We start from the raw sequence: 22,280 nt of genomic DNA on the forward strand, positions 1-22,280 counted from the left end.
GAATAGTAATGTGCCTATAACGGCACGTTACTATTCACTGTTATCGTTATACCATATTCAAAAACACTCTTCATCCCTTTTTCCAATCATCTGATATGTTAAATGGGAATCTTCTAAAAAGGGAGGAATAACATTGCAAAATAAAAGGAATTTTGCGCCAATTTTCTTTGTTGGACCACATATCATATTGTTTATTGTGTTTATATTAATACCGTCAATATATGGTATTTATGCATCTTTTACGAAGTGGAACCTAGTTGCTGATCCAGTTTGGGTAGGGCTTGATAACTATAAAACAATTCTAGCAGACTCCGACTCGACTTTTAACTCTCAATTCCTTAATGGATTAAAGAATACATTGTTATTTGTAGTTCTTAGTGTTCCGTTAATGATTATTATTCCATTAATGATTGCTGTTTCATTAGAGCATAAGGAAGTTAAGTTAAAAAATTTATTTCAGACCTTGCTATATGTACCTGGTTTGATTTCTATATCGGCGGCAGCCTTAATATGGTCACTCATTTTTAACAAACAATTAGGTATTGTAAATAATCTTTTTGGTTCAGAGGCTGTATGGACCACCACTCAACCATATGCTTGGATTACGATTATTGTAGTCACTGTTTGGGCTGGTATTGGTGGTAATATGATTATTTATCGAGCAGGTATTAATGGTGTTTCAAGAGATCTTTACGAATCAGCGGAAATCGATGGGGCTGGATCAATTCGTAAATTCTTCAGCATCACCTTACCTTCAATAAAATTTCCACTAATTTACACATTGGTGATGACGACCGCAGGAGCATTTAATGTATTTGCTCAGCCACTAATGATGACAAGTGGAGGCCCCCGTCAAGGGACAACAGTACTCATGATGTATATTCGTGATTTAGCGTTTAGTCATGGTGAATCAATTGCGGGTATGGCATCTGCGATGGCGGTATTACTAGGATTAGTAATATTAGTTATTTCAGCATTCCAATATTATGCCATGAGCCGGAACGCATAACTAAGAAGGTGGAGGTGATTAAATGAGGAAAAAGATTAGTATTTCAAAATATATATCATATTTATTTTTAATTGTAGTAAGTGCAATTTGGACCATACCTGTTATATTTGGGATAGGGACATCTTTCCGATCTCAAACAGAGGTTGTTAATGAAGGTTTTCGTCTTCTGCCGGTTAATTGGATTGTAGAAAACTATGTGAAAGTTTTGGAAAACACATCCACTGCACCCATATTACAATGGTTATGGAACTCTGTATTTATTGCGACCACTCATACATTGTTGGTAGTTATCGTTATTTCAATTACAGGGTATGGCTACTCCAGGATGAAGTTTAAAGGTCGAGACTTATTGTTCTTTACATTGTTAGCAATATCCTTTTTCCCGAATGTAGTTAATTTGATACCATCTTATAAAATAATTGACATATTGGGTTGGGTAAATACACCTTGGGCGATGATTGTTCCTGGATTAGCTGGTATGGGGAATATTTTTCTTGTTCGACAGTTTATGAAGGGAATACCTATGGAGTTGGATGAATCTGCAAGAGTAGACGGCGCAAATGATTTTACTATCTATTCACGTATTATTCTTCCTTTAATTCGTCCTGTATTAATTGTATGTGCTCTATTCTCTTTTACTGGATCATGGAATGATTTTTTATGGCCAGTTATTGTCTATACAGATGTAGAGAAAATGCCAGTAACAGCAGGTTTATTATTGTTGCAAGATATATATGGGAATTATCGTATGATTGGACAGTTAATGTCATCTGCTATTCTTGCGATTATTCCAACACTCATCCTCTTTTTCTTCGCACAAAAATACTTTGTTTCAGCTATTAATCTGAACTCAGGTATTAAGGGATGATGCAACCGGGAGGTGCTATTATGAAAAGGAAAATGGAGAGAGTTTTCATTATTATAGGTTCTCTATGGAATTTGATTACTGCGTTTTTAACTATGTTCAGTTATAATTCTTGGTTTCAATCAGAAGGAGCGAAACAATTTCAAAACGCAGAGACGAATCTAGCTCTAGCTGGTGGTCAGATGATTAATAATATATCTAAAATCATATTTCTCTTTGGCCTATTTATGCTGATTGCCTCCATCATAAATTTTGTAGTAGCAATGAATGTAAAAGATAATGAAATTCAGTATAAATTAATAATTTGGATTGGTATCTGGACGGCTATTCAATTAGTATCCATGGATATTATTGGCTTTGTGTTCTACATGCTAGCTTTTGTAATATATATGGCTAAAAATAAGGCAATAAAGCTAGCTCAAAGTCAAGTCTCAACTCAGTAATATTCACCATATATAATCTTAAAAATAGAAGGGAGAATAAGTTAATATGGGGAAATCTTCTATCAAAGCAAAAATGGTAATTGATAAGGAATTCCAAATCTCTGAAATAGATCCACGTATCTATGGGTCCTTTATCGAGCATTTAGGGCGAGCTGTGTATGGAGGTATATACGAGCCAGAACATCCTACTGCTGATGAGCATGGTTTTCGTCAAGATGTAATCGACCTAGTGAAAGAGCTACAAGTTCCTATAGTTAGATATCCGGGTGGAAATATGGTTTCGGCTTATAATTGGGAAGATGGAGTAGGACCGAAAGAAGATCGTCCACGACGCCTTGAACTTGCTTGGCGAACAATTGAAACGAATCAAGTAGGTACAAATGAGTTCATGGATTGGACGAAGAAAGCAAACACAGATGTCATGATGGCAGTAAACTTAGGTACTAGAGGTGTAGATGCTGCTAGAAATCTATTAGAATATACAAACCATCCTGGAGGAACATACTGGAGTGATTTAAGGAAATCACACGGATATGAAGATCCGCATAATATTAAGGTTTGGTGTCTAGGGAACGAAATGGATGGACCATGGCAACTAGGGCAGAAAACCGCACATGAATATGGTCGCTTAGCTTATGAGACGGCAAAAGCAATGCGTTTAGTAGATCCGAGTATTGAGCTAGTGACGTGTGGTAGCTCCAGTTCGCAAATGCCTACATTCCCGGAGTGGGAAGCTGAAACTTTAGAGCATACGTATGAGGTTGCTGACTATATTTCCTTGCATCAGTATTATGGGAACCGAAGTGACGATACTGCTAACTTTTTAGCTAAATCTATGGATATGGATAATTTCATTCATACGGTAATCGCAACATGTGATTATATCAAGGCGAAAAAACGTAGTAAGAAAAACATGTATTTAAGCTTTGATGAATGGAATGTTTGGTTCCACTCGAATAATCAAGATAAAGAAATAGAGCCATGGTCAATTGCACCACCACAATTAGAAGATGTGTACACATTTGAAGACGCTCTATTAGTAGGGAGCATGCTTAATACATTATTACGACATTCTGATCGTGTGAAAATTGCATGTATGGCACAATTAGTAAACGTTATCGCTCCTATCATGACAGAAAATGGCGGTGGCGCGTGGAAACAAACAATTTTTTATCCATATTTCTACACATCCGTTTATGGGAGAGGTGTAGCATTAAATCCTGTTGTAAGTTCACCTAAATACGATAGTAAAGATTTTACGGATGTACCTTACTTAGATCCATCTGTTGTGTATAACGAAGAAAAAGAAGAACTTGTTGTATTTGCGACAAACCGTCATCTATCAGAAACTTTAGAAGTAGATATCGATATTCGTGCTTTTGAAGGTTACGAGATTGCTGAACATGTTGTGTTAGAGCATGAAAATGCGAAGGCTGTTAACACGGCAACTGATGAGCAAGTAAAACCTCATACTAATGGCGAATCGTTTGTTCAAGATGGTAAGCTAACAGGTATTTTTCCAAAGTTCTCATGGAATATGGTACGTCTAACAAAAAAACAAAGCTAAGGAATAGGTAATAAAAGCTGGAAAAGACATAATGTCTTTTCCAGTGTATATATAAATATAGCATGTGGGGTGGAAAAATTGACACAGAAAAATAAAATGGTTTTAAATGCGGATGTTACTCAAGGTAAAATTAATAAAAATATTTATGGTCATTTTGCTGAGCATTTAGGACGTTGTATTTATGAAGGTTTTTGGGTTGGAGAAGACTCCGAGATTCCAAACACGAATGGTATCAGAAACGATGTAGTAGAAGCATTGAGAAATATTGATATACCCGTACTTCGTTGGCCAGGTGGTTGTTTTGCTGACGAATACCATTGGCAAGATGGTATTGGACCACGTGAAAACAGAAAACGTATGGTAAACACACACTGGGGTGGAGTTATCGAAAACAACCATTTCGGTACACATGAATTTTTTATGCTGTGTGAAATGCTTGGAACAGAGCCGTATGTGAATGGGAACGTTGGAAGTGGAACCGTTCAAGAGATGTCAGAGTGGGTAGAGTATATGACATTTGACGGCGAATCTCCGATGTCTAATTTACGTAAAGAAAATGGACAAGAGGATGCATGGAAATTAAAATACTTTGGTGTTGGTAATGAGAACTGGGGTTGTGGTGGTAATATGCGTCCACAGTACTATGCAGACTTGTATCGACGTTTCCAAACGTATGTAAGAAACTATGGTGATAACAAAATCTTCCGTATCGCAGGTGGCGCCAATGTAGATGATTACAATTGGACAGAAGTATTAATGCGTGAAGCGGCTCCATTTATGGATGGGCTAAGCTTACATTATTATACTATCCCGGGAGACTTCTGGTTAGGTAAAGGTTCCGCAACTAACTTCCCAGAAGAAGAGTGGGACATAACTATTGGTCGTGCTTATCATATTAAAGAACTTATTGAAAAACATGGTGCAATTATGGATAAGTATGATCCAGAAAAACGAATTGGTATGATTATTGATGAGTGGGGAACTTGGTATGATGTAGAAGAAGGTACTAACCCAGGTTTCTTGTATCAACAGAATACGATTCGTGATGCACTCGTTGCAGCTGTTTCTCTGAATATATTTAACGATCATAGTGATCGCGTACAGATGGCAAATATCGCACAAACTATCAACGTTCTTCAGTCGATGATTCTAACAGATAAAGAGAAAATGATCCTAACACCAACGTATCATGTATTTGAAATGTATAAAGTTCATCAAGATGCGGAAAAACTTGCGCTTCATGTAGATACTAATGTAGTTAAAATGGGTGAAAAAGAGATGTCACAAGTAACTGCATCTGCTTCAAAAGCTGCAGATGGAAAAGTGAACATCACACTAGTAAACGTATCAAAAGATGAAGATGCAGAGTTTACGTTAGACGTAAGAGGATTAGACATCTCAACTATTAAAGGACGAGTGTTAACTGCTGGAGAGTTAGATGCACATAACACGTTTGAAAATCCAGAAAATGTGAAGCCGGAAGAATTTACAAGCTTCCAGGATAGTGATGGAGAACTTGCGGTTAAGATGCCATCTAAATCCGTCGTGCTTTTAACGATAGAATAAGAGAGATAATTCCACCAATTAAACTAAATAATAAATGAATTACAAAAAGGATCTGAGTTCATAAAACAACGAATTCAGATCTTTTTTATTAAATCAAAGAGCAAAAAGTTGATTGTACAACTTTAATACATATGAGAATATACTAATAATACACACATAATATCAAGTATGAAGCGTATCTAATTTTAATGAATGTATAGTTCGAAAGTATGGTTAAGTTCAGAGGTGATAGACAAATATTATAATTTATAAAATTTAATATATAAGTAAAAAAAGGTTTGATATTATCAAGTAACTTGTATATAATAAAATCAACCAATGCTTATACGTACCTTTATTGTTGTGTTTGATTTCTTTCGTATTGGTTGTATACAACTTGTTGAGAGCGTAATAACTTAAGCCTTTCTTTACAATCCGGTAAAGGAGCGCCTGATATAGCGGATATTGAGATAGCTCGATTTCCTAATTATTTAGAGGGTGAGCCGCAACTGTTACCAATGAATGAATATGTAGAACCAGAATTAGAGAATTTTGTTGAGTCGCGCTTTGACATTTACGCAAAAGATGGGGATTATTACGGAATGCCGACACACGTTGGTGCTTCGGTTATGTATTATAACAAAGAAATTCTAGACGCAGCAGGTGTGGACCCGGATTCTATTCAGACATGGGATGATTTCAGAGAAGCAGGTAAACTAGTAGTAGAAAATACAGAGGCAAAAATGTTTACCTCATTCCCAGGTGACTATTTACCGTATTTCCAAATGGTATCACAACAAGATTCAGATTTAATTGATGAAGATGGAAATGCAACGATTAATCGAGAAGAAAATGTAAGAGCGCTACAGCTTTTAAAAGATATGCAAGATGAAGGAATTGCAGAAGTAGCCCCAGGTGGAGCACCACATGCGGAAGAGTATTATTCTTATATGAATGCTGGTGGAGCTGCTGCCGTTTCGATGCCAATTTGGTATATGGGCCGCTTTATTGACTATATGCCAGATTTAAAAGAAAAAATGATTGTACGTCCAATGCCTGCTTTTGAAGAAGGCGGAAATCGTTCTGCTGGTATGGGTGGTACTGGTACAGTTGTAACTAACCAAACAGAGCATCCAGACTTAGCTAAAGAATTTTTGGCATTTGCTAAACTTTCTAAGGAAGGCAATATTAAATTATGGACAGTTCTCGGATTTGATCCTCCACGTCACGATGTGTGGGATGACCCACTGGTATTGGAGTCAAATAAATTCTTTGAATATTTTGGTGATGATATTTTTGATATATTGACTGAGATCAAAGATGAAGTTAATGCAATTAATGTTAGGGATATAACGCCAGATGTAGCACATGAATTAAACACTACAGCTCTAAATGCCGTATTACGTGATGGAGAAATATCAGCAGAAGAAGCATTAAATAATGCTCAGGAAGCTGTAGAAGCGAACCAATAAAGTAATAATGAGAGAATAGAGTTGTTACCATCTAAACCTGTTCATTATGGATAGGTTAGTGGTTGACAGCTCTTTTCTTTTTAAAATATAGTGCATTGTTTCAAAAAGAGTATCACGCTATAATAATAGTACTAGATAAAAAATTGGGGTGAAGATATGGTTCGTATACTATATTTAGATTGCTTTTCAGGAATCAGTGGCGATATGACTGTAGGAGCATTATTGGATGCTGGTGGCGATTTTAATAAACTAAAATCTGAACTATTAAAGCTAGGAATTGAAGAAGAGTACGAGCTTGCAATAGAAAAGGTAAATAAGAATGGGATAACAAGTTCAAAATTTACGGTGAAGTTAAATGAGGAAGAAGGAAATCACCATCATGATGACCATCACCACCATGACGATTCACATGACCATCACCACCATGACCATTCACATCATCACCATCATGATCACCGTACATATAAACACATTAAGCAGATGATACAAACGAGTGAGTTAAATTTGAATGTGAAAGAGATGGCACTTTCAATGTTTCATATCATAGCCGCAGCAGAAGCTAAAATTCATGGTACAGATATAGAGCATGTACACTTTCATGAAGTAGGAGCAGTTGATTCTATCATTGATATCGTCGGTGCTGCTATATTAATTGATGCATTGGAAATCGATGAAATCATTTCCTCACCTGTTCCAGTTGGATCTGGTCATGTACATATTGATCATGGCATATATCCTGTTCCTGCGCCTGCAACGTTAGAAATACTAAAAGATGTACCAATTCAACATACCTCTGTTAAAGGAGAGCTCACAACTCCAACAGGTGCCGCGATTGTAAAAGCGCTTGTCAATCAGTTCGGTACAATGCCATCAATGGAAGTAAAATCCATTGGTTATGGAGCAGGAACAAAAACATTTAAAGACCATCCAAACGTACTGCGTGCAGTAATAGGAACGATAAAAGGGAAGTAGCTTTTAGTAAGCTGACTTCCCTTTTAAAGTTAGTTAAACCACCTATAAAAAATTAAGCTTTCTTACTTTTATAATTAGAACGATACTTTCCGGGTGTGATTCCTTCAATTTTTCTAAAAGACCGGATGAAATTTTGAGAATTATTATATTGTAAAAGCTCTGCAATTTCCTTCACGGATTTATCCGTAGTTGTTAACCATTCTTTCGCTTTTTTCAGACGATATTGTAACAAGTACTCACTAAACGAGTATCCAGTTTCCTTTTGGAACAGTGTACTTAAATAAGTCGGGTTATAATGTAATTCTGCAGCAATGCTATCTAAAGATAAATCTTCATCAAAGTTTTTATGAATGAGGCTAATCATTCTATCTGAAATCCTTTTATTCTTAGATTCATCCTTTTCGTTAATTCCGCTTATCAATGGTTCTACGATAGAATGGATGATCCATTCTTCCATTTCTTGCAGAGAACGGAAACGTTGATAATCATTAATATTCTCTGTTGTATTAAAGTTTTCTACTCTCACCCCTATTTCTTCCTTTACCTCAAATAGTTCATATAAGAAGCGTGAGAGCATGATTTCAAGCTGTGGATGATGAATATCATGTCGTGTCAAATACGTGAAAAATTTCTTTATATCATCCTTTGCATTAGAAATATTTCCGAGTTTAATAGCGTCAAAAATGTTCTTTGTGATAGTAGTTGGATAGGGAGCAAAATTAGAATTTTTTCGATTTAAATTATCATAAAAAATGGTAGTGGTTTCTCCCATTTTCAAACGATATTTTAAAGCCTCTTTACTTTCTTTAAAAGCTATTTCCGCGTCTTCTAATCTAGTAAAACGAGAGCTTATCCCAATGCTTACAGATAAGTTGAAAATGTCACGTATTCGTTCTTGAATATATTCAGCCTTCTCATTTATTTGTTGGGTGTACGTAGAAATACTTTCCTCATTCATTAATACTAGAGTTGTTTGAGTATCATTGATAACAACAGGGGTGAGTCTTTCTGTCTCAGGTATCAAATCTTCTATCAAATTATTAATCGCAAATAAAATTAAATCTCGATCATTTTCGTTAAATCGATTATCATAAAAGGCATCTACCTTTACAGAAAGCACGATAAAGCTGTACCAATCAGTCGTATAGTTGAAAGACTTCATTTTTAATGGCAATTCTGACGAGCTAACTTTACCTTGAAGTAAGCGAATCGTAAACAATTGCTTTAATTGGTTAACTTGACTTTGAATTCTCTGTTCTAGTTGTTGATTTTGATTTAATAGTTTCTCAATATGTGTTTCAATCACTTCAAATTCATTTGTAGATGATGGAGTGTCACCACCACTGCCAGCTACTGCATTTCGAAGTTTCTTAATTGGTTGATACAGCATATTACCACTAATAAAAGCAAAGCATAGTGAAATGATGAGGAGGAATGATACGATTAATACTGTAATCCACCCAATCGAACTAGATTTCTTATGTAGGTCACTAATTTTGACGACCGATAAGTACGTCCAGTTATTTAATTTTGATTTACGAAAAGAAATTTTATAATCAATATCCTGAATATTAAACTCAAATTGGCCATATTCTTGTTGTTGATCAATTGACTGGAACAGTTTCTGAGGTACATAGCCGTCTTCACTTACATATTCCATGTTACTATCTGCGACCACTTGATTGTGTTCATCTAATACAATGAAAGCTTCATTATCTGTACTCTCAGCCATAATCTTTTTAAGCTCACAAGTAGGAATTAGAACAGAAATAAGTCCATCTTTTTTATTCGTTAAAATAGGGAGTTTTTTTACCAAGTTAATGTAAGAGGGACAACTTTTTTTCGTAGCGTTAGGTATCTCTAGTTTGTCCGCATCCTCCAATAACCAATGAGAATGTCCAGGAAGATTTAAATATAGAGAATTCAGTGTCGCATATGTATCACCAGATAGCCTGGATAATCCATCATTATTAATTAGCCAATTTTTATCAAAGCTTACTAAAATCATATCCTCGATACCAGTCTCTAATGTTTGTAGATGATTTAAATCCTTTCGCAGGTTATGAAATTCACTAAAAGAAACAGCATCCATATCGGTTTTTAATACATCCACGGTTTGTGGAGAACGAACAAAGTAAGTAGTAGATAAGTCGATATAGCGTAAAACTTGCTCAATATTCGTTTGTATTTGATAAATGTTTTGCATTTTTTCTTCATTGGAATAATCCACAATTGCTTTTGATGACTGCCAATATGACAAACCGCCTGTTATAATAACAGGCAGTGTGCTTAACACTACAAGAAATGCAATTAACTTAAAATAATGACGAGTGGAGAATCTTTTCATCGCTCAACTTCCTTTACGGAATATTCTCTCTTTATTAACTAGGAACCTTCATCCAGTTTCAGTGGAGGATATAGAAGCTTGTTCACGTTGTAAAGCTTTTTCTTTTTTTCTCCATAGTTGTATAAAACCTAAGTTGGCAAATAGCATGACAAAATAGGCACTTGTGCTAAATGTGAAAAAGAAAATTAATAAAGGTGTCTTCATAGAAATATAATAAATAATAGCAAGCACTGTTAAAGCACTAATGGAAAAATGGAGATTAACGACCCCGATGGATAATGCATAACGGATATATTGCCAAAAGCTAAGCTGATAGTGTGCATAAACCGCTGGTAGATTAAGAAACAACATCACATATAAAACAAGTGCTATGAAAAATAATCCAAATAAGATAGGATAAAATGAACTGTTGTACATCAGACCTGTGTATTTTAGATAGATGGATAAAATATAGCCGGCTACAATCAAGAGTAGTGCGAATAGGTTTCCATGAAGAAAGCTTTTCTTAAAATGGAATAAAAACGTTTGAAAAATAGGAATGTCATAGTCTTTCTGTATCCATTTTCGCACAACAGCAAAGGTAGCTAAAAGAGCTGGCATCCATCCGAATAGAACAAAACCTACTAATGTAAAACCAATAAATAATAAATTAAGCCAAGCGAATCGAGTGATCCATACACTCCATTTATAAAAACCAGCCCAAATTCCTGATAAGCCCATGGTGTATCCCCTTTTATCTTTCTTTATTATTTATACCTCTAGCTTTATGATACCTGTTTTTGAAAAATTCGTAAACATGTAAAATAAAGCGCTTACTTACACGAGTGCTAATCAACACCATTCTAAACGTTGATACTCTAGCGTTTCTTGAAGATATTCACATAAGAATAATCATTTTATGAGATGTGTAAAACCCTTGTAACAAGAAATGATTGTTTCCGAAAAAAACCTCTTGGAAAACGTTGTTATGTAAACGTTTACAGATAAGTGATAAAGTGATTATATACAAAATGTAGTTCTGTCCTATAACATGAAGGTGTACCTGTCAGATGACAGAAGTTTTCTACAATTTTATAAAAATGGAGGGTGGTTAGTTTGAGTAACATGAAAAGATTTTTAGCACTTATCATCATGATTTTATTCGCAATTGTTTTAACCGCTTGTGGAGACAGTTCAGAAGAAAGTGGTGGAGGAGACAATACTAGCAATAATGATACAGAAGAAAATGCTAACAGCGATGAAGAATCAGATGAATCAGATGAAGCGTATTCTTTTACTATCATGGCAAACTTACACACACCAGAAGTACCAGATGAAAAAGTATTAAACAAAATTGAAGAAGCAACAAACACAGATGTAGAGATTCAATGGGTTCCAGATAACAACTATGAGGATAGATTGAATACAGCGTTTGCAACAAGTTCATTACCACAAGCAGTGTTCATGAAGAACCAAACAACATTCCTACAATTTAGAGAAGCAATTGAAGATGAGCAGTTTTGGGAGTTAGATGATTATCTTGATGAATTTGAGAATTTAAAGAAGCTTAAGGAAAACGTACAAGATAATACGAGAGTTAACGGTAAGCTCTATACTCTCTACCAAGGTCGTCCTCTTTCAAGACAAGGAATCATTTATCGTAAAGACTGGGCAGATAATCTTGGTTTAGCCGCACCAACTACAACTGATGAATTTATGGAAATGGCAAGAGCATTTACAGAAGATGATCCAGACGGAAATGGAAAAGATGATACGTTTGGTGTAACAGACAGAAGTGATTTAGTATATGGTGCATTTAAAACAGTAGCTTCCTGGTTTGGAACTCCAAACGAGTGGGGTGAAAAAGATGGTCAACTTCTACCAGAGTTTATGTTTGATGAGTACAAACAAACGATGGACTTTTTTAAGGAAATGCATGAAAACGGATACATCAACCAAGACTTCCCTGTAACGAGTAAAACAGATCAACAGGAATTCTTTAAAAATGGTTCAGCAGGAATTTACGTAGGATCTATGGGTGATGTAATCAGTCTTTATAATGATGCGGTTGCGATTAACCCAGAAGTTGAATTTGATGTTCATAACCAGGTAAAAGGTCCACATGGTGAATTTGGTATTTGGGCAATTCCAGGTTTCGGTAACCTAGTAATGTTCCCGAAAAGCTCGGTAGAAACAGAAGATGATCTAAGAAAGATACTAGCGTTCTTTGACAAAATGATGACACCAGAAGTGGCAAACACTGCTTACTGGGGTATTGAAGGCGAACATTATGAAGTAGTAGATGGATTTGCAAAAGTGTTAGATTCAGAGGTTAGTGAGAGAGAAGTAAAGCCTTACCAAGCAATTGAAATTGGTGAAGCAGAAACAAGTGGTCGCTACGAAGGATATTTCGAATATGAACCAAAAGCAAAATCAGAAGAGCTATTTAAAGATAATGAGAATTACTTAATTGAAAACCCAACCGTACCATTATATTCAGAAACATTCGTTCAAGATGGTGCGCGATTACAGCAAATTATTACAGACGCGACATACAACTACATCATCGGTCAGTTAGATGAAGCAGGTTTCGAGGCTGCAGTTGAAAATTGGCAATCACAAGGTGGAGACAAAATTATCGAAGAATTTAACGCGTCAGAATGATAGTTAGAGGTAGGGCTCTCTCGGGAGCCCCTATCTCGATTTTTTACAAGGATAGGAGATGATCATTATGTTATGTCAGTTGCCTTAAAGAACCTCATGCTCCCTAACAAAAAGAGTAACTCATAAGATAATGGTCATTTGCCATCTGTTCCATTTAGAGTACAACCAAATATAAAAAGAAAGGATACTGCTTATGGGAACAAGTACAGTGATACAAGATAAGAATACTCTTAAGAAAAAAAGAAAATCAGAAACTTGGAAGAAACTAAGAAAGAATAAATACCTTTATTTAATGATTGCGCCTGGATTGATTTACTTTCTAATTTACAAATATTTGCCGATGTATGGACTCATTATTTCTTTCCAAGATTACAAACCTTATCAAGGAATTATGGGGAGTGAATGGGTAGGATTTGAACATTTTCAGAGGTTGTTCACAAGCCCTGAATTTTGGATGATATTCAAAAACACATTGGTACTATTTGCTTTACAGTTATTAATCTATTTCCCAGTTCCAATTATATTATCGCTTATGTTAAATGAGGTTCGTCATAGTTTATTTAAACGAGGTATTCAAACGATTGTATATATTCCTCACTTTATGTCTTGGGTTGTTATTGTATCCATCAGTTATGTGATGCTAACTCTTGATGGTGGGATTATCAATGAAATTTTAGACTCAATAGGTTTAAGTAAAATAAACTTTCTTTTAAATGAAGATTGGTTCCGGCCAATGTATATTTTACAAGTTATATGGCGTGAGGCTGGTTGGGGTACAATTATTTTCCTAGCAGCGATAACAGCAGTTGATCCACAGTTGTATGAAGCAGCTCGTATGGATGGAGCAGGCCGTTTCCGTCAAATGTGGCATATTACATTACCTGCAATTCGAAACGTTATTATCATTCTACTTATTTTGAAAATTGGTGATGTTTTAGAATTAGGTTTCGAGCATGTGTATTTATTGTTAAATTCCTCTAACCGTAATGTAGCTGAGATATTTGATACCTATGTGTATGTGGCTGGTTTACAACAAGGTCAATTCAGTTACAGTACCGCAGTAGGATTCTTTAAAGGTGGAGTCGGTTTAGTGTTAGTTGTTTTTGCGAACTGGCTAGCGAAGAAATTTAACGAAGAAGGTATTTACTAGAGGAAGGAGACGAGCTTATGGCTAAAAAAAGAAAAAGAATATCTACAGGTAGTGCAGTCTTTGATGTAGTCAATTACTCATTATTATTACTTTTTGCGTTGATCACTTTTATACCGTTTGTTCATGTGGTTGGAAGTTCCTTTGCGACGAGTGCGGAGGTTGCAAATACAAAATTTTTACTATTTCCAACAGAGTTTACGTTGACAGCATATAAATATATCTTTTCGACCGATACAATCTTTCGAGCGTTATTTGTATCCGTTCTAGTTACTGTCGGGGGAACATTATGGAGTATGCTTTTCTCGACTCTGACAGCATACGGTTTATCCCGAAGAGACTTAGTAGGTCGTCGTGTTATTAACTTCTTAATCGTATTTACATTACTATTTAATGGTGGAATGATACCAACTTTCCTAGTCGTACAGCAAACAGGATTATTAAACTCATTATGGGCGTTGATTATACCTGTTACCATTAATGCGTTTAACATGATTATTTTACGAAGCTTTTTTATGAACATCCCTACAAGCTTGGAAGAATCAGCAAAAATTGATGGAGCGAACGACTTTAGTATTTTGTTCCGAATCGTATTACCGATTTCACTTCCGGCGCTTGCAACCATTTCCTTATTCTATGCAGTAACGTATTGGAACACGTACATGCACGCTATTCTATATTTAGCAGATGCAGACAAATGGCCGGTGCAAGTACTATTACGACAAATCGTTATTCTTGCAAGTGGTGTTAACTATGATGGTGCGGCTTTTGATGATGTTCCGCCACCAGAGGTTACAGTTAAGATGGCGACAATTGTTGTGGCAACTTTACCAATATTGCTTGTTTATCCTTTCTTGCAGAAATATTTTGCGAAAGGTGCATTACTAGGATCTGTGAAAGGTTAAACTATATGGATACTAAATGGCTAGCACTACGCATCATGCAACAGCGCTAGCCAATTTTTTCGATTTCTACTATGGGGGTAACGAAGTAGATAGAATCATTGTTAAAAATATCAGGGAGAGAATAATTGCGTGCCTAAAAATAATCAAAAGTTGAAAAAGACTCAAAGGTTATCCACTCACGCGAAAAATGTATTAATCAATCATGCTATTTTTCAATTTGGTGGGTCATTATCTGTAATATTTGTCAATTTATATTTATGGCGTCTAACGAATGATCTTTGGGTCAATGGTATGTATAATTTGGTCGCACTACTTGCCCAAGCAGTGACGACTTTCGGTATAGGCAAGATGTCCAAGAGAAAAGGCAGAACAACGATATACCGCTATGGTATTTTTATGACTGCCTTGTTTTATTTATTGCTCGTTATCGTTCAAGAAGCGATGGTGCACTATTTTCTTCTATTCGCACTGCTTCGAGGTATTGCACAAGGACTTTACTGGGTCGCTTATTTTACCATTGTCCATGAAGTATCCTCAAATGAAAATAGACACCGATATTTAGGTCTAAATCAGATGATTATGAGTACGGCTAACCTTGTAGCACCTGCACTCGCAGGTATCGTTATCGGGCTATTTGATAGTTTGATTGGTTATGTGCTCGTTTTTGGAATGGCCTTTGTTATGTTTATTTTCGCTACAATTGGAAGCTTTCGTATTAAGAAAGAAAGCATACAACATCGAACCTACTATATGAAATATTTAAGTAGCATAATTAAAAAGAAACAGGGATTCGGAAAAGCGTTATTTGGCTGGCTTATTATCGGTTTTCCACAAGGGATTTTCATGTATGTTCCTGCAATCTTAATTTATAGCATTTTTAACTCAGAAGAAATTGTCGGCATTTTAAATGCAGCTTTTCTAGCGGTTACTATTCTAGCAAGTTATGTAATATCACGCGTTGCCAAGACAGAGAATACACGCCAATATTTATGGATTGCTGCAATTGGATTAATCGTTTCTAGTATTTTTATCACGATAGAAATAGCGGTGTGGAGTGTCGTTATATTCATGGTTACAAAGAACGTGTTTAAACCACTACAAGGCAATGCATATGCGGCATATTATTTTCAATGGTTAGATCATATACCGCTTCGCTCGGCTTTCCGAACAGAATCCGTTGTTCTTAGAGAAACGCTCATTAACTGTGGAAGAGGATTAGGAATAGTCGTATTTATGATATTTTCTAATGAAATTAATACACAGACAGTCGGATTCGTTATTTTAGCTGTAATGATGATTCAATTACTATTACCATTCTTAGTTAATCACAATAAGATGATGGAGGGATAAAATGAAAACGTTTGATATTACTAATTTTGGCGCATCTAGAGAGAGAAAAGATAATACGGATGCTATAGCAGCAGCAATCCATGCATGTCATGAAGCTGGAGGTGGAACGGTATATATTCCTTCAGGGACATTTAAGACTGGGCCTATTCGTCTCCAAAGCAATGTAACACTGTATCTGGATAATGGCGCTGTACTTTCTTTTACCGACGATTTTAATAGATACCCGATTGTTCGAACCCGATGGTCTGGCTATGTTTGCCACGCTTTTATGCCGTTAATTTTTGGTGATAATGTGTCAAATGTTTCGATTAAGGGGGACGGCACTATTGATGGTAACGGCCAGAAATGGTGGGATGTCAATCGGAAGCTTAGAAGGAAAGAAAGCTATCAATCTTCAAAAACAGATGAAATCAAAAAATGGAATGCAGATTTTAAAGAGCCTGGTGATACGAATTTAGTAGAGTGGCCATCGCAATTTTTGCGTCCACCTCTCCTTCAATTTTTCGAAAGTGAGCACATTACCATTTCAGGGATTACACTACGTAATTCACCGTTTTGGAATACACATCTCGTCTTTAGCAAAAATATTGCGATTGACCACGTTACGTTTGAAAATCCAGATGATACACCTAATGGGGATGGTCTCGATGTAGAGTCATGTGAGAACGTTCGGATATCTAATTGTCATTTTAGTGTTGGGGACGATTGTATCGCTCTAAAGTCAGGGATTAATGAAGATGGAAGATTGTATGGAAGACCGACAAAAAATGTCGCGATTACAAACTGTATCATGCATGCGGGACACGGTGGTGTCGTATTTGGAAGCGAGAATTCAGGTGGGATAGAGAATGTCACCGTTTCTAATTGTGTTTTTGATGGTACTGATAGAGGGATTCGAATTAAAACGAACCGCGAACGAGGTGCTTACATACGCAATATTACAGTAACGAATATTATGATGGATGGCGTTCTTTGTCCCATTGCGATTAATTCTTTTTATCGCCATGGTGTAAGCAGAAGTAATCAACATTTACTAGACGGTGAAGCCATTGAAGTGAGTGAAAAAACACCTATCGTAGAGAAAATAAGAATAAATAATATTGTAGCGGTGAACACACGAGCTGCTGCAGCATTTATTTATGGTTTACCAGAGATGCCGATAAGAGACCTTACGTTGACGCACCTAACGTTGGAAATGACAGAAGATACCAGCATCCCTGGTGGAGAGCCAGACATGGTGAGGGAAGAAATTGAGATGAGTGGCGAAGGGATGTATTTAAAATATATAGAGAACTGTTATTTGCAGGATGTAAGGGTGAAACAGCGTAAAGGGCCAGCGCTTTTTATTGAAGAAGCTACTACAATTTCTCTGAATGAGTTCTCCACAACGTCTCAACATGATAACGTCGTAGTAGAGACAGATAACGTGAAGGATTTATCGATTGAAGGTAGACAATGGAAACAAAATAAAGCTAGTTATTTAAAACAAAGGGAGGCAGTGAAGGAATGAGAACATTTAGAAACCCAATACTACCAGGATTTTATCCAGATCCATCTATTTGCAGGGTAGGAGAGGATTATTATCTCGTAACTTCTAGTTTTGAATATTTTCCTGGAGTACCTATCTTTCATAGTCAAGATCTAGTTAATTGGAAACAAATTGGTCATGTACTAGATAGACCTGAGCAATTGGATCTTGATCAAACTCCAAATTCACGCGGTATTTACGCACCAACGATTCGCTATCATGACGGTGTATTCTACATGATAACAACTTTCGTAGTGAGCCAAACGGGAGCAAGGCGCAACTTCTATGTAACAGCAACAGATCCTGCAGGTCCTTGGTCAAACCCAAATTGGTTGGAGGATGCCCCAGGAATTGATCCTTCGCTTTTATTTGATGACGATGGAAAAGTCTACTATACAGGTAATCGGCAACCACCTAGTGGACCAGACTATCATAAACATAATGAAATTTGGTTACAAGAGCTAGATTTAGAGAAAAAGCAACTAGTAGGACCAAAATATAGCTTGTGGGATGGCGCGTTAAAAAATGCTCATGCGCAAGAGGCGCCACATCTTTACAAAATAGATGGCTGGTATTATTTAATGATAGCGGAAGGCGGAACTGGCCACACTCATGCTGTAACGATCGCGCGAAGCAAAAATGTTACCGGTCCGTATGAAATGACGGAAACCAATCCAATCCTTACACATCGACATTTAGGCAGAGACTATCCGATTGTAAATGTTGGTCATGCTGATATCGTAGAAACACAGAATGGGGAATGGTGGATGGTTTGTTTAGCTTCCAGAACGTATGGAGGGTATTATCGTAATCTTGGACGGGAAAGCTTCTTAGTACCATTTACTTGGGAGGATGGTTGGCCGATCGTAAACCCAGGTAAAGGAATCGTAGAGTTCGAGATGAAAGCTCCGAACCTACCAGAGCATCGTTTCCCTGAATTAGCCCATCATGATCCATTTGAAGCGGAAGCATTAGATGACATTTGGAATTTTATCCGAACACCAAGAGGAGATTTTTGGTCTTTAACAGAAAGGCCTGGCTTTTTAAGATTAAAAGCAAAAAGAGAAACCATAATGGAAGAGGAGAATCCATCCTTTGTTGGTAGAAGACAACAACATATTAACTTTTTCGCGCAAACAGTTGTTGAATTCGAACCAGAACAGGATGAATCAGCAGGGATTGTTCTGTTACAAAACCATAATTACCAATTTCGAATGGTTTTAGAGCGAATAAATGGAGAAAAAGTAATTCGTCTTGTAAGAAGAGAAGATGGTAAGGATGAAGAAATAGTAAGGAGAAAGATAGATAATACCAAAATATATCTGAAGGTAGAAGCTATTGGACAATCCTATAGTTTCTATTATTCAGAGAAAGCATGGGAATGGATAGAACTAGCTAAGGATCAGGATGGTACAATACTAAGTACGGATAAAGCAGGTGGGTTTGTTGGTGCCTATATAGGTATGTACTGTTCTGCAAATGGAGAGCAGAGTGACAATTATGCTGATTTTGATTGGTTTGAATATCATGGGATTGAGAGATAAGAAAAATTCTGCAAAACTGAGCGGTTCGCTCAGTTTTGTTTTTCTATTCTTTATAATAGATTAGGAGGTAAAATTGTGAAACAAGTACATGTATATATGGCTGGAGATTCTACTATGGCTGACTACAAAAAATATTCTTTCCCTCAGATGGGGTGGGGACAGAAAATGTCCGACTATTTTCAATCAACTGTAACCATACATAATCACGCGGTAAATGGAAGAAGCACGAAATCTTTTATTGACGAGAATCGTTGGAAGGAAATGGAGAAGCAATTTCAACCGGGAGGTTATGTCATTATTCAATTTGGTCACAATGACCAGAAAGAAGATAAAGAGCGAGCGACAGAACCATTTACAACCTATCAACAAAACTTAAGGCATTTTATTCAACGTACTCGACAATTCAATGTTACTCCAATTCTAGCAACCTCTATAGCACGTAGGCGATTTGACGTTGAGGGTAATTTAGAAGATACTCACGGAGATTATCCTAAGGCAATGCGAGATTTAGCGCGAGAAGAAAATATTACTCTAATTGATATGTTAAAATTAACAGAGCAAGCAATAAAACAGCTTGGACCAGAACAATCAAAACAGTGGTTCATGTGGTCAAAACCTGATGAATATGAAGCTTTTCCTAATGGAGCGAAGGATGACACTCATTTAAATGAAATGGGAGCGAGTAAGGTGGCAGGCCTATTTGTCCGTGAATTGCGAAAGCTCGAACATCCACTTGCGAATTATTTGAAAATGACTATGGAGGGGTAGGATATGGGAGAACATCCACCTAATCATGAACATATAGATACTGAAATGTGGAAGCTAGAAGTTAATTTAGATGATACACCTGGAGAATGGCTCGGCTATGTGATGGATAAAATACTAGAAGTTGGCGCTAATGATGTGTACTATTCCCCGATATATATGAAGAAAAATCGTCCAGCGGTTCAGCTTCACATACTTTGCCAGGAACGTCATTTTAATAGGATTAAAGATATCTTATTAACAGAGACAACAACACTTGGTTTTCGCTATTATCCACTCACGGTTTATCGGATGGAAAGAAGACAAAGGATCGTAGAAACGAAATGGGGTCCGGTTACAGTAAAAGAAGGAATCCACAATGGGAAGGTCATAAAATCTTCGCCTGAATATGAGGATTGCCGTCAAATTGCGGAAGAACACAATATTCCACTAAAGTTGGTCTACGAGGAAATATGGAAGCAACCATGAACGATAAAAAAAATAATGAGGATATAGGATTACGATGAGTGAATATCGGATTAAGCGTTTTAATATCATATTAGGATGAGTGAATATCGGATTAAGCATTTTAATATCGGAATACGATGAGTGAATATTGGATTAAGCGTTTTAATATCGGATTAGGAGTAAGTGCGTATCGTACACAACTGTTCTTAGGCCTGTGTAGAACCAATATTATATGCAGGCAGCCAATCTTTAGTAAAATCATGTATACCGCATGATAGGATAAATTTTAATCAGCTTCAAAAGGATCTTTTCTAGTGTGGAGTCATTCCATCTAGTATCAAGCCCCTCCTATCCAAGGAGAGAATGTTTTATCCTAGGACTCGTAGCCTCTTTGAGCCGTGAACTCATTCTATGAACTGTCCCATTGCCTCTATGAACTGTGAAATCATTCTATGGACCGTCTCGCAGTCTCTATAGACCGTGAACTCATTCTATGAACTGTCCCGTTGCCTCTATGAACTGTGAAATCATTCTATGGACCGTCGCACAGTCTCTATGGACCGTAAGCTCACTCTATGAACTGTCAACTCAATCTGTAAAACTGAAGGCTACCTCCTCATATGAAAAGGTAGCCTCAATTTATATTATTTATTAAATGCTGTACTTTCTCTGACGGTAAGAACAGGTGTAAGTTTTTTTATCCAAGCGTCTTCTTCTTTTTCTTCGATTAAATCAATAATGGAGCTAACAATTTCTTTTGCTAACTCATTAACTGGAACACCAACACATGTCATTGGTACTTCCATCGTTTCCATTTGTGGGATGTTATCGTAACTCACGATAGACATTTCTTCAGGAATGCTGATTTCCCTCTCCTGTAAAGCTCGAACGATTCCACCGCTAATATCATAACTACCACCTATAATAGCAGTTGGAATGGGATCACTCTGTAAAATTTTATCTACCGCATGATAGCCGTCTTGCCAATCTAACCCTTTTGTATCAACTTCATGGATACAGTTTTCTATAGAAAACTTCTTCATTGCTTTACGATAGCTTTCTACCTTCTCAATCTGTAATGGGTCTGTTGTATCTAATAAACCAGCGTAAACAATGTGCTTATGTCCTTGTCGGTGAAGATGATCTACTGCTAGCTCAATTGCCTTTTCATGATTGGCATCAATTGTTGGATAGGAAACATCTCCTTGTTTATAAACCCCATAATTTACGACAGGTATATTTGCGAAAGACTCTAAAGGTAAATCGGACTCAGCAAAGGCAATAATACCATCTACACTAAATTTGCGAAAAGTTTCCATTGCTGTTTCAGGTGTATCTACAGATAAAATCATCGAGTATGGCGTTTGCTTAAATGCGTTACTAATATTTGTAACTAATGTCGCTAAAACGATACGTTCAATCGTTGGCCATACTAGACCAATGACTTCTGTTCGTTTACTAACAAGTTGTTTTGCTGCAAGATTTGGTTCGTAACCGAGCTCCTTAGCAACTTTTAACACCTTTTTTTTCGTTGCTTCTTTTACAAGTGGACTATTGTTTAAAGCTTTTGAGACCGTAGAATAACTAACATTGGCAACCTTTGCTACATCTTTTATCGTAACCGTCATATTCATCACCTAATATAATTTTATTTTTCTTTTGTCATTTATGGTTGAGTTATATTTTTAAATAGTATATCATAAAAAATAACAACGTTGTTAAACAACGTGA

At 36.5% G+C, this 22,280-nt stretch carries 17 protein-coding genes and 1 pseudogene; 15 read left to right on the plus strand and 3 right to left on the minus strand.

Annotated elements, in window-relative coordinates; genetic code table 11:
* Positions 1–133 precede the first annotated feature (133 nt).
* The 7 genes and pseudogenes from GGQ92_RS06420 to larC all read left to right on the plus strand — a co-directional run bounded on the left by GGQ92_RS06420 (position 134) and on the right by larC (position 7,873).
* Positions 134–1,009 carry a carbohydrate ABC transporter permease gene (locus tag GGQ92_RS06420; RefSeq protein WP_184245851.1) on the plus strand — a complete coding sequence of 292 codons (876 nt, stop codon included), beginning with the start codon at positions 134–136 and terminating at the stop codon, positions 1,007–1,009.
* A 22-nt stretch (positions 1,010–1,031) separates the two neighbouring features.
* Entirely contained in the window at positions 1,032–1,877 is an 846-nt protein-coding gene (locus tag GGQ92_RS06425; protein ID WP_184245853.1) for a carbohydrate ABC transporter permease, read from the plus strand.
* A 20-nt stretch (positions 1,878–1,897) separates the two neighbouring features.
* Positions 1,898–2,317 (plus strand): hypothetical protein, encoded by a 420-nt coding sequence (locus GGQ92_RS06430; protein ID WP_184245855.1) that lies wholly within the window; start codon positions 1,898–1,900, stop codon positions 2,315–2,317.
* Positions 2,318–2,363: 46 nt separating this feature from the next.
* Positions 2,364–3,884 carry an arabinosylfuranosidase ArfA gene (gene arfA, locus GGQ92_RS06435; protein ID WP_184245857.1) on the plus strand — a complete coding sequence of 507 codons (1,521 nt, stop codon included), beginning with the start codon at positions 2,364–2,366 and terminating at the stop codon, positions 3,882–3,884.
* A 96-nt stretch (positions 3,885–3,980) separates the two neighbouring features.
* On the plus strand, positions 3,981–5,450 hold the full coding sequence (locus GGQ92_RS06440) for an alpha-N-arabinofuranosidase (protein ID WP_184246001.1): 1,470 nt from the start codon (positions 3,981–3,983) through the stop codon (positions 5,448–5,450).
* A 401-nt stretch (positions 5,451–5,851) separates the two neighbouring features.
* Positions 5,852–6,901, plus strand: a pseudogene (locus tag GGQ92_RS06445) (extracellular solute-binding protein); the annotation flags it as partial.
* 156 nt (positions 6,902–7,057) lie between these two features.
* Positions 7,058–7,873, plus strand: coding sequence for a nickel pincer cofactor biosynthesis protein LarC (gene larC / locus GGQ92_RS06450; RefSeq protein WP_184245859.1), 816 nt, complete (start codon positions 7,058–7,060; stop codon positions 7,871–7,873).
* Positions 7,874–7,925: 52 nt separating this feature from the next.
* On the opposite strand, the gene GGQ92_RS06455 is transcribed toward larC, so the two are convergent.
* Both GGQ92_RS06455 and GGQ92_RS06460 read right to left on the minus strand, forming a co-directional pair.
* Positions 7,926–10,220, minus strand: a complete 2,295-nt coding sequence (locus tag GGQ92_RS06455; protein ID WP_184245861.1) for a helix-turn-helix domain-containing protein — start codon at positions 10,218–10,220, stop codon at positions 7,926–7,928.
* A 48-nt stretch (positions 10,221–10,268) separates the two neighbouring features.
* Positions 10,269–10,940: a YesL family protein gene (locus GGQ92_RS06460; protein WP_184245863.1), complete on the minus strand. Its 672-nt coding sequence runs from the start codon at positions 10,938–10,940 to the stop codon at positions 10,269–10,271.
* Between the two features lie 384 nt (positions 10,941–11,324).
* Between GGQ92_RS06460 and GGQ92_RS06465 the strand changes: the two genes are divergently transcribed.
* The 8 genes from GGQ92_RS06465 to larC2 all read left to right on the plus strand — a co-directional run bounded on the left by GGQ92_RS06465 (position 11,325) and on the right by larC2 (position 20,570).
* On the plus strand, positions 11,325–12,863 hold the full coding sequence (locus GGQ92_RS06465; protein ID WP_246384146.1) for an extracellular solute-binding protein: 1,539 nt from the start codon (positions 11,325–11,327) through the stop codon (positions 12,861–12,863).
* Between the two features lie 193 nt (positions 12,864–13,056).
* Positions 13,057–14,013 carry an ABC transporter permease gene (locus tag GGQ92_RS06470; protein ID WP_184245865.1) on the plus strand — a complete coding sequence of 319 codons (957 nt, stop codon included), beginning with the start codon at positions 13,057–13,059 and terminating at the stop codon, positions 14,011–14,013.
* A 17-nt stretch (positions 14,014–14,030) separates the two neighbouring features.
* A complete protein-coding gene (locus GGQ92_RS06475) occupies positions 14,031–14,915 on the plus strand; it encodes a carbohydrate ABC transporter permease (RefSeq protein ID WP_184245867.1) in 885 nt (294 codons plus the stop codon).
* Between the two features lie 129 nt (positions 14,916–15,044).
* A complete protein-coding gene (locus tag GGQ92_RS06480) occupies positions 15,045–16,265 on the plus strand; it encodes an MFS transporter (protein ID WP_184245869.1) in 1,221 nt (406 codons plus the stop codon).
* A gap of 1 nt (position 16,266) precedes the next feature.
* Positions 16,267–17,775 carry a glycoside hydrolase family 28 protein gene (locus GGQ92_RS06485; protein WP_184245871.1) on the plus strand — a complete coding sequence of 503 codons (1,509 nt, stop codon included), beginning with the start codon at positions 16,267–16,269 and terminating at the stop codon, positions 17,773–17,775.
* Positions 17,772–19,337, plus strand: a complete 1,566-nt coding sequence (locus GGQ92_RS06490) for a glycoside hydrolase family 43 protein (protein WP_184245874.1) — start codon at positions 17,772–17,774, stop codon at positions 19,335–19,337. The genes GGQ92_RS06485 and GGQ92_RS06490 overlap by 4 nt, the downstream gene beginning before the upstream one ends.
* 75 nt (positions 19,338–19,412) lie before the next feature.
* Positions 19,413–20,105, plus strand: a complete 693-nt coding sequence (locus tag GGQ92_RS06495) for a rhamnogalacturonan acetylesterase (RefSeq protein WP_343068778.1) — start codon at positions 19,413–19,415, stop codon at positions 20,103–20,105.
* Positions 20,106–20,108: 3 nt separating this feature from the next.
* Positions 20,109–20,570 (plus strand): nickel pincer cofactor biosynthesis protein LarC2, encoded by a 462-nt coding sequence (gene larC2 / locus GGQ92_RS06500; RefSeq protein WP_184245876.1) that lies wholly within the window; start codon positions 20,109–20,111, stop codon positions 20,568–20,570.
* A gap of 623 nt (positions 20,571–21,193) precedes the next feature.
* Here larC2 and GGQ92_RS06505 read toward each other — a convergent pair.
* Positions 21,194–22,177 carry a LacI family DNA-binding transcriptional regulator gene (locus GGQ92_RS06505; protein WP_184245878.1) on the minus strand — a complete coding sequence of 328 codons (984 nt, stop codon included), beginning with the start codon at positions 22,175–22,177 and terminating at the stop codon, positions 21,194–21,196.
* Positions 22,178–22,280 lie beyond the last annotated feature (103 nt).

The sequence above is a fragment of the Gracilibacillus halotolerans genome (assembly GCF_014206945.1).
Lineage (GTDB): Bacteria > Bacillota > Bacilli > Bacillales > Amphibacillaceae > Gracilibacillus > Gracilibacillus halotolerans.

Coding starts and splice junctions, on each gene's coding strand:
- GGQ92_RS06485 (WP_184245871.1), top strand. CDS start 16,267: ATGAAAACGTTTGATATTACTAATTTTGGCGCATCTAGAGAGAGAAAA.
- GGQ92_RS06460 (WP_184245863.1), bottom strand. CDS start 10,940: ATGGGCTTATCAGGAATTTGGGCTGGTTTTTATAAATGGAGTGTATGG.
- GGQ92_RS06470 (WP_184245865.1), top strand. CDS start 13,057: ATGGGAACAAGTACAGTGATACAAGATAAGAATACTCTTAAGAAAAAA.
- larC (WP_184245859.1), top strand. CDS start 7,058: ATGGTTCGTATACTATATTTAGATTGCTTTTCAGGAATCAGTGGCGAT.
- GGQ92_RS06430 (WP_184245855.1), top strand. CDS start 1,898: ATGAAAAGGAAAATGGAGAGAGTTTTCATTATTATAGGTTCTCTATGG.
- GGQ92_RS06440 (WP_184246001.1), top strand. CDS start 3,981: ATGGTTTTAAATGCGGATGTTACTCAAGGTAAAATTAATAAAAATATT.
- GGQ92_RS06455 (WP_184245861.1), bottom strand. CDS start 10,220: ATGAAAAGATTCTCCACTCGTCATTATTTTAAGTTAATTGCATTTCTT.
- GGQ92_RS06465 (WP_246384146.1), top strand. CDS start 11,325: ATGAAAAGATTTTTAGCACTTATCATCATGATTTTATTCGCAATTGTT.
- GGQ92_RS06475 (WP_184245867.1), top strand. CDS start 14,031: ATGGCTAAAAAAAGAAAAAGAATATCTACAGGTAGTGCAGTCTTTGAT.
- GGQ92_RS06425 (WP_184245853.1), top strand. CDS start 1,032: ATGAGGAAAAAGATTAGTATTTCAAAATATATATCATATTTATTTTTA.
- GGQ92_RS06490 (WP_184245874.1), top strand. CDS start 17,772: ATGAGAACATTTAGAAACCCAATACTACCAGGATTTTATCCAGATCCA.
- arfA (WP_184245857.1), top strand. CDS start 2,364: ATGGGGAAATCTTCTATCAAAGCAAAAATGGTAATTGATAAGGAATTC.
- GGQ92_RS06505 (WP_184245878.1), bottom strand. CDS start 22,177: ATGACGGTTACGATAAAAGATGTAGCAAAGGTTGCCAATGTTAGTTAT.
- larC2 (WP_184245876.1), top strand. CDS start 20,109: ATGGGAGAACATCCACCTAATCATGAACATATAGATACTGAAATGTGG.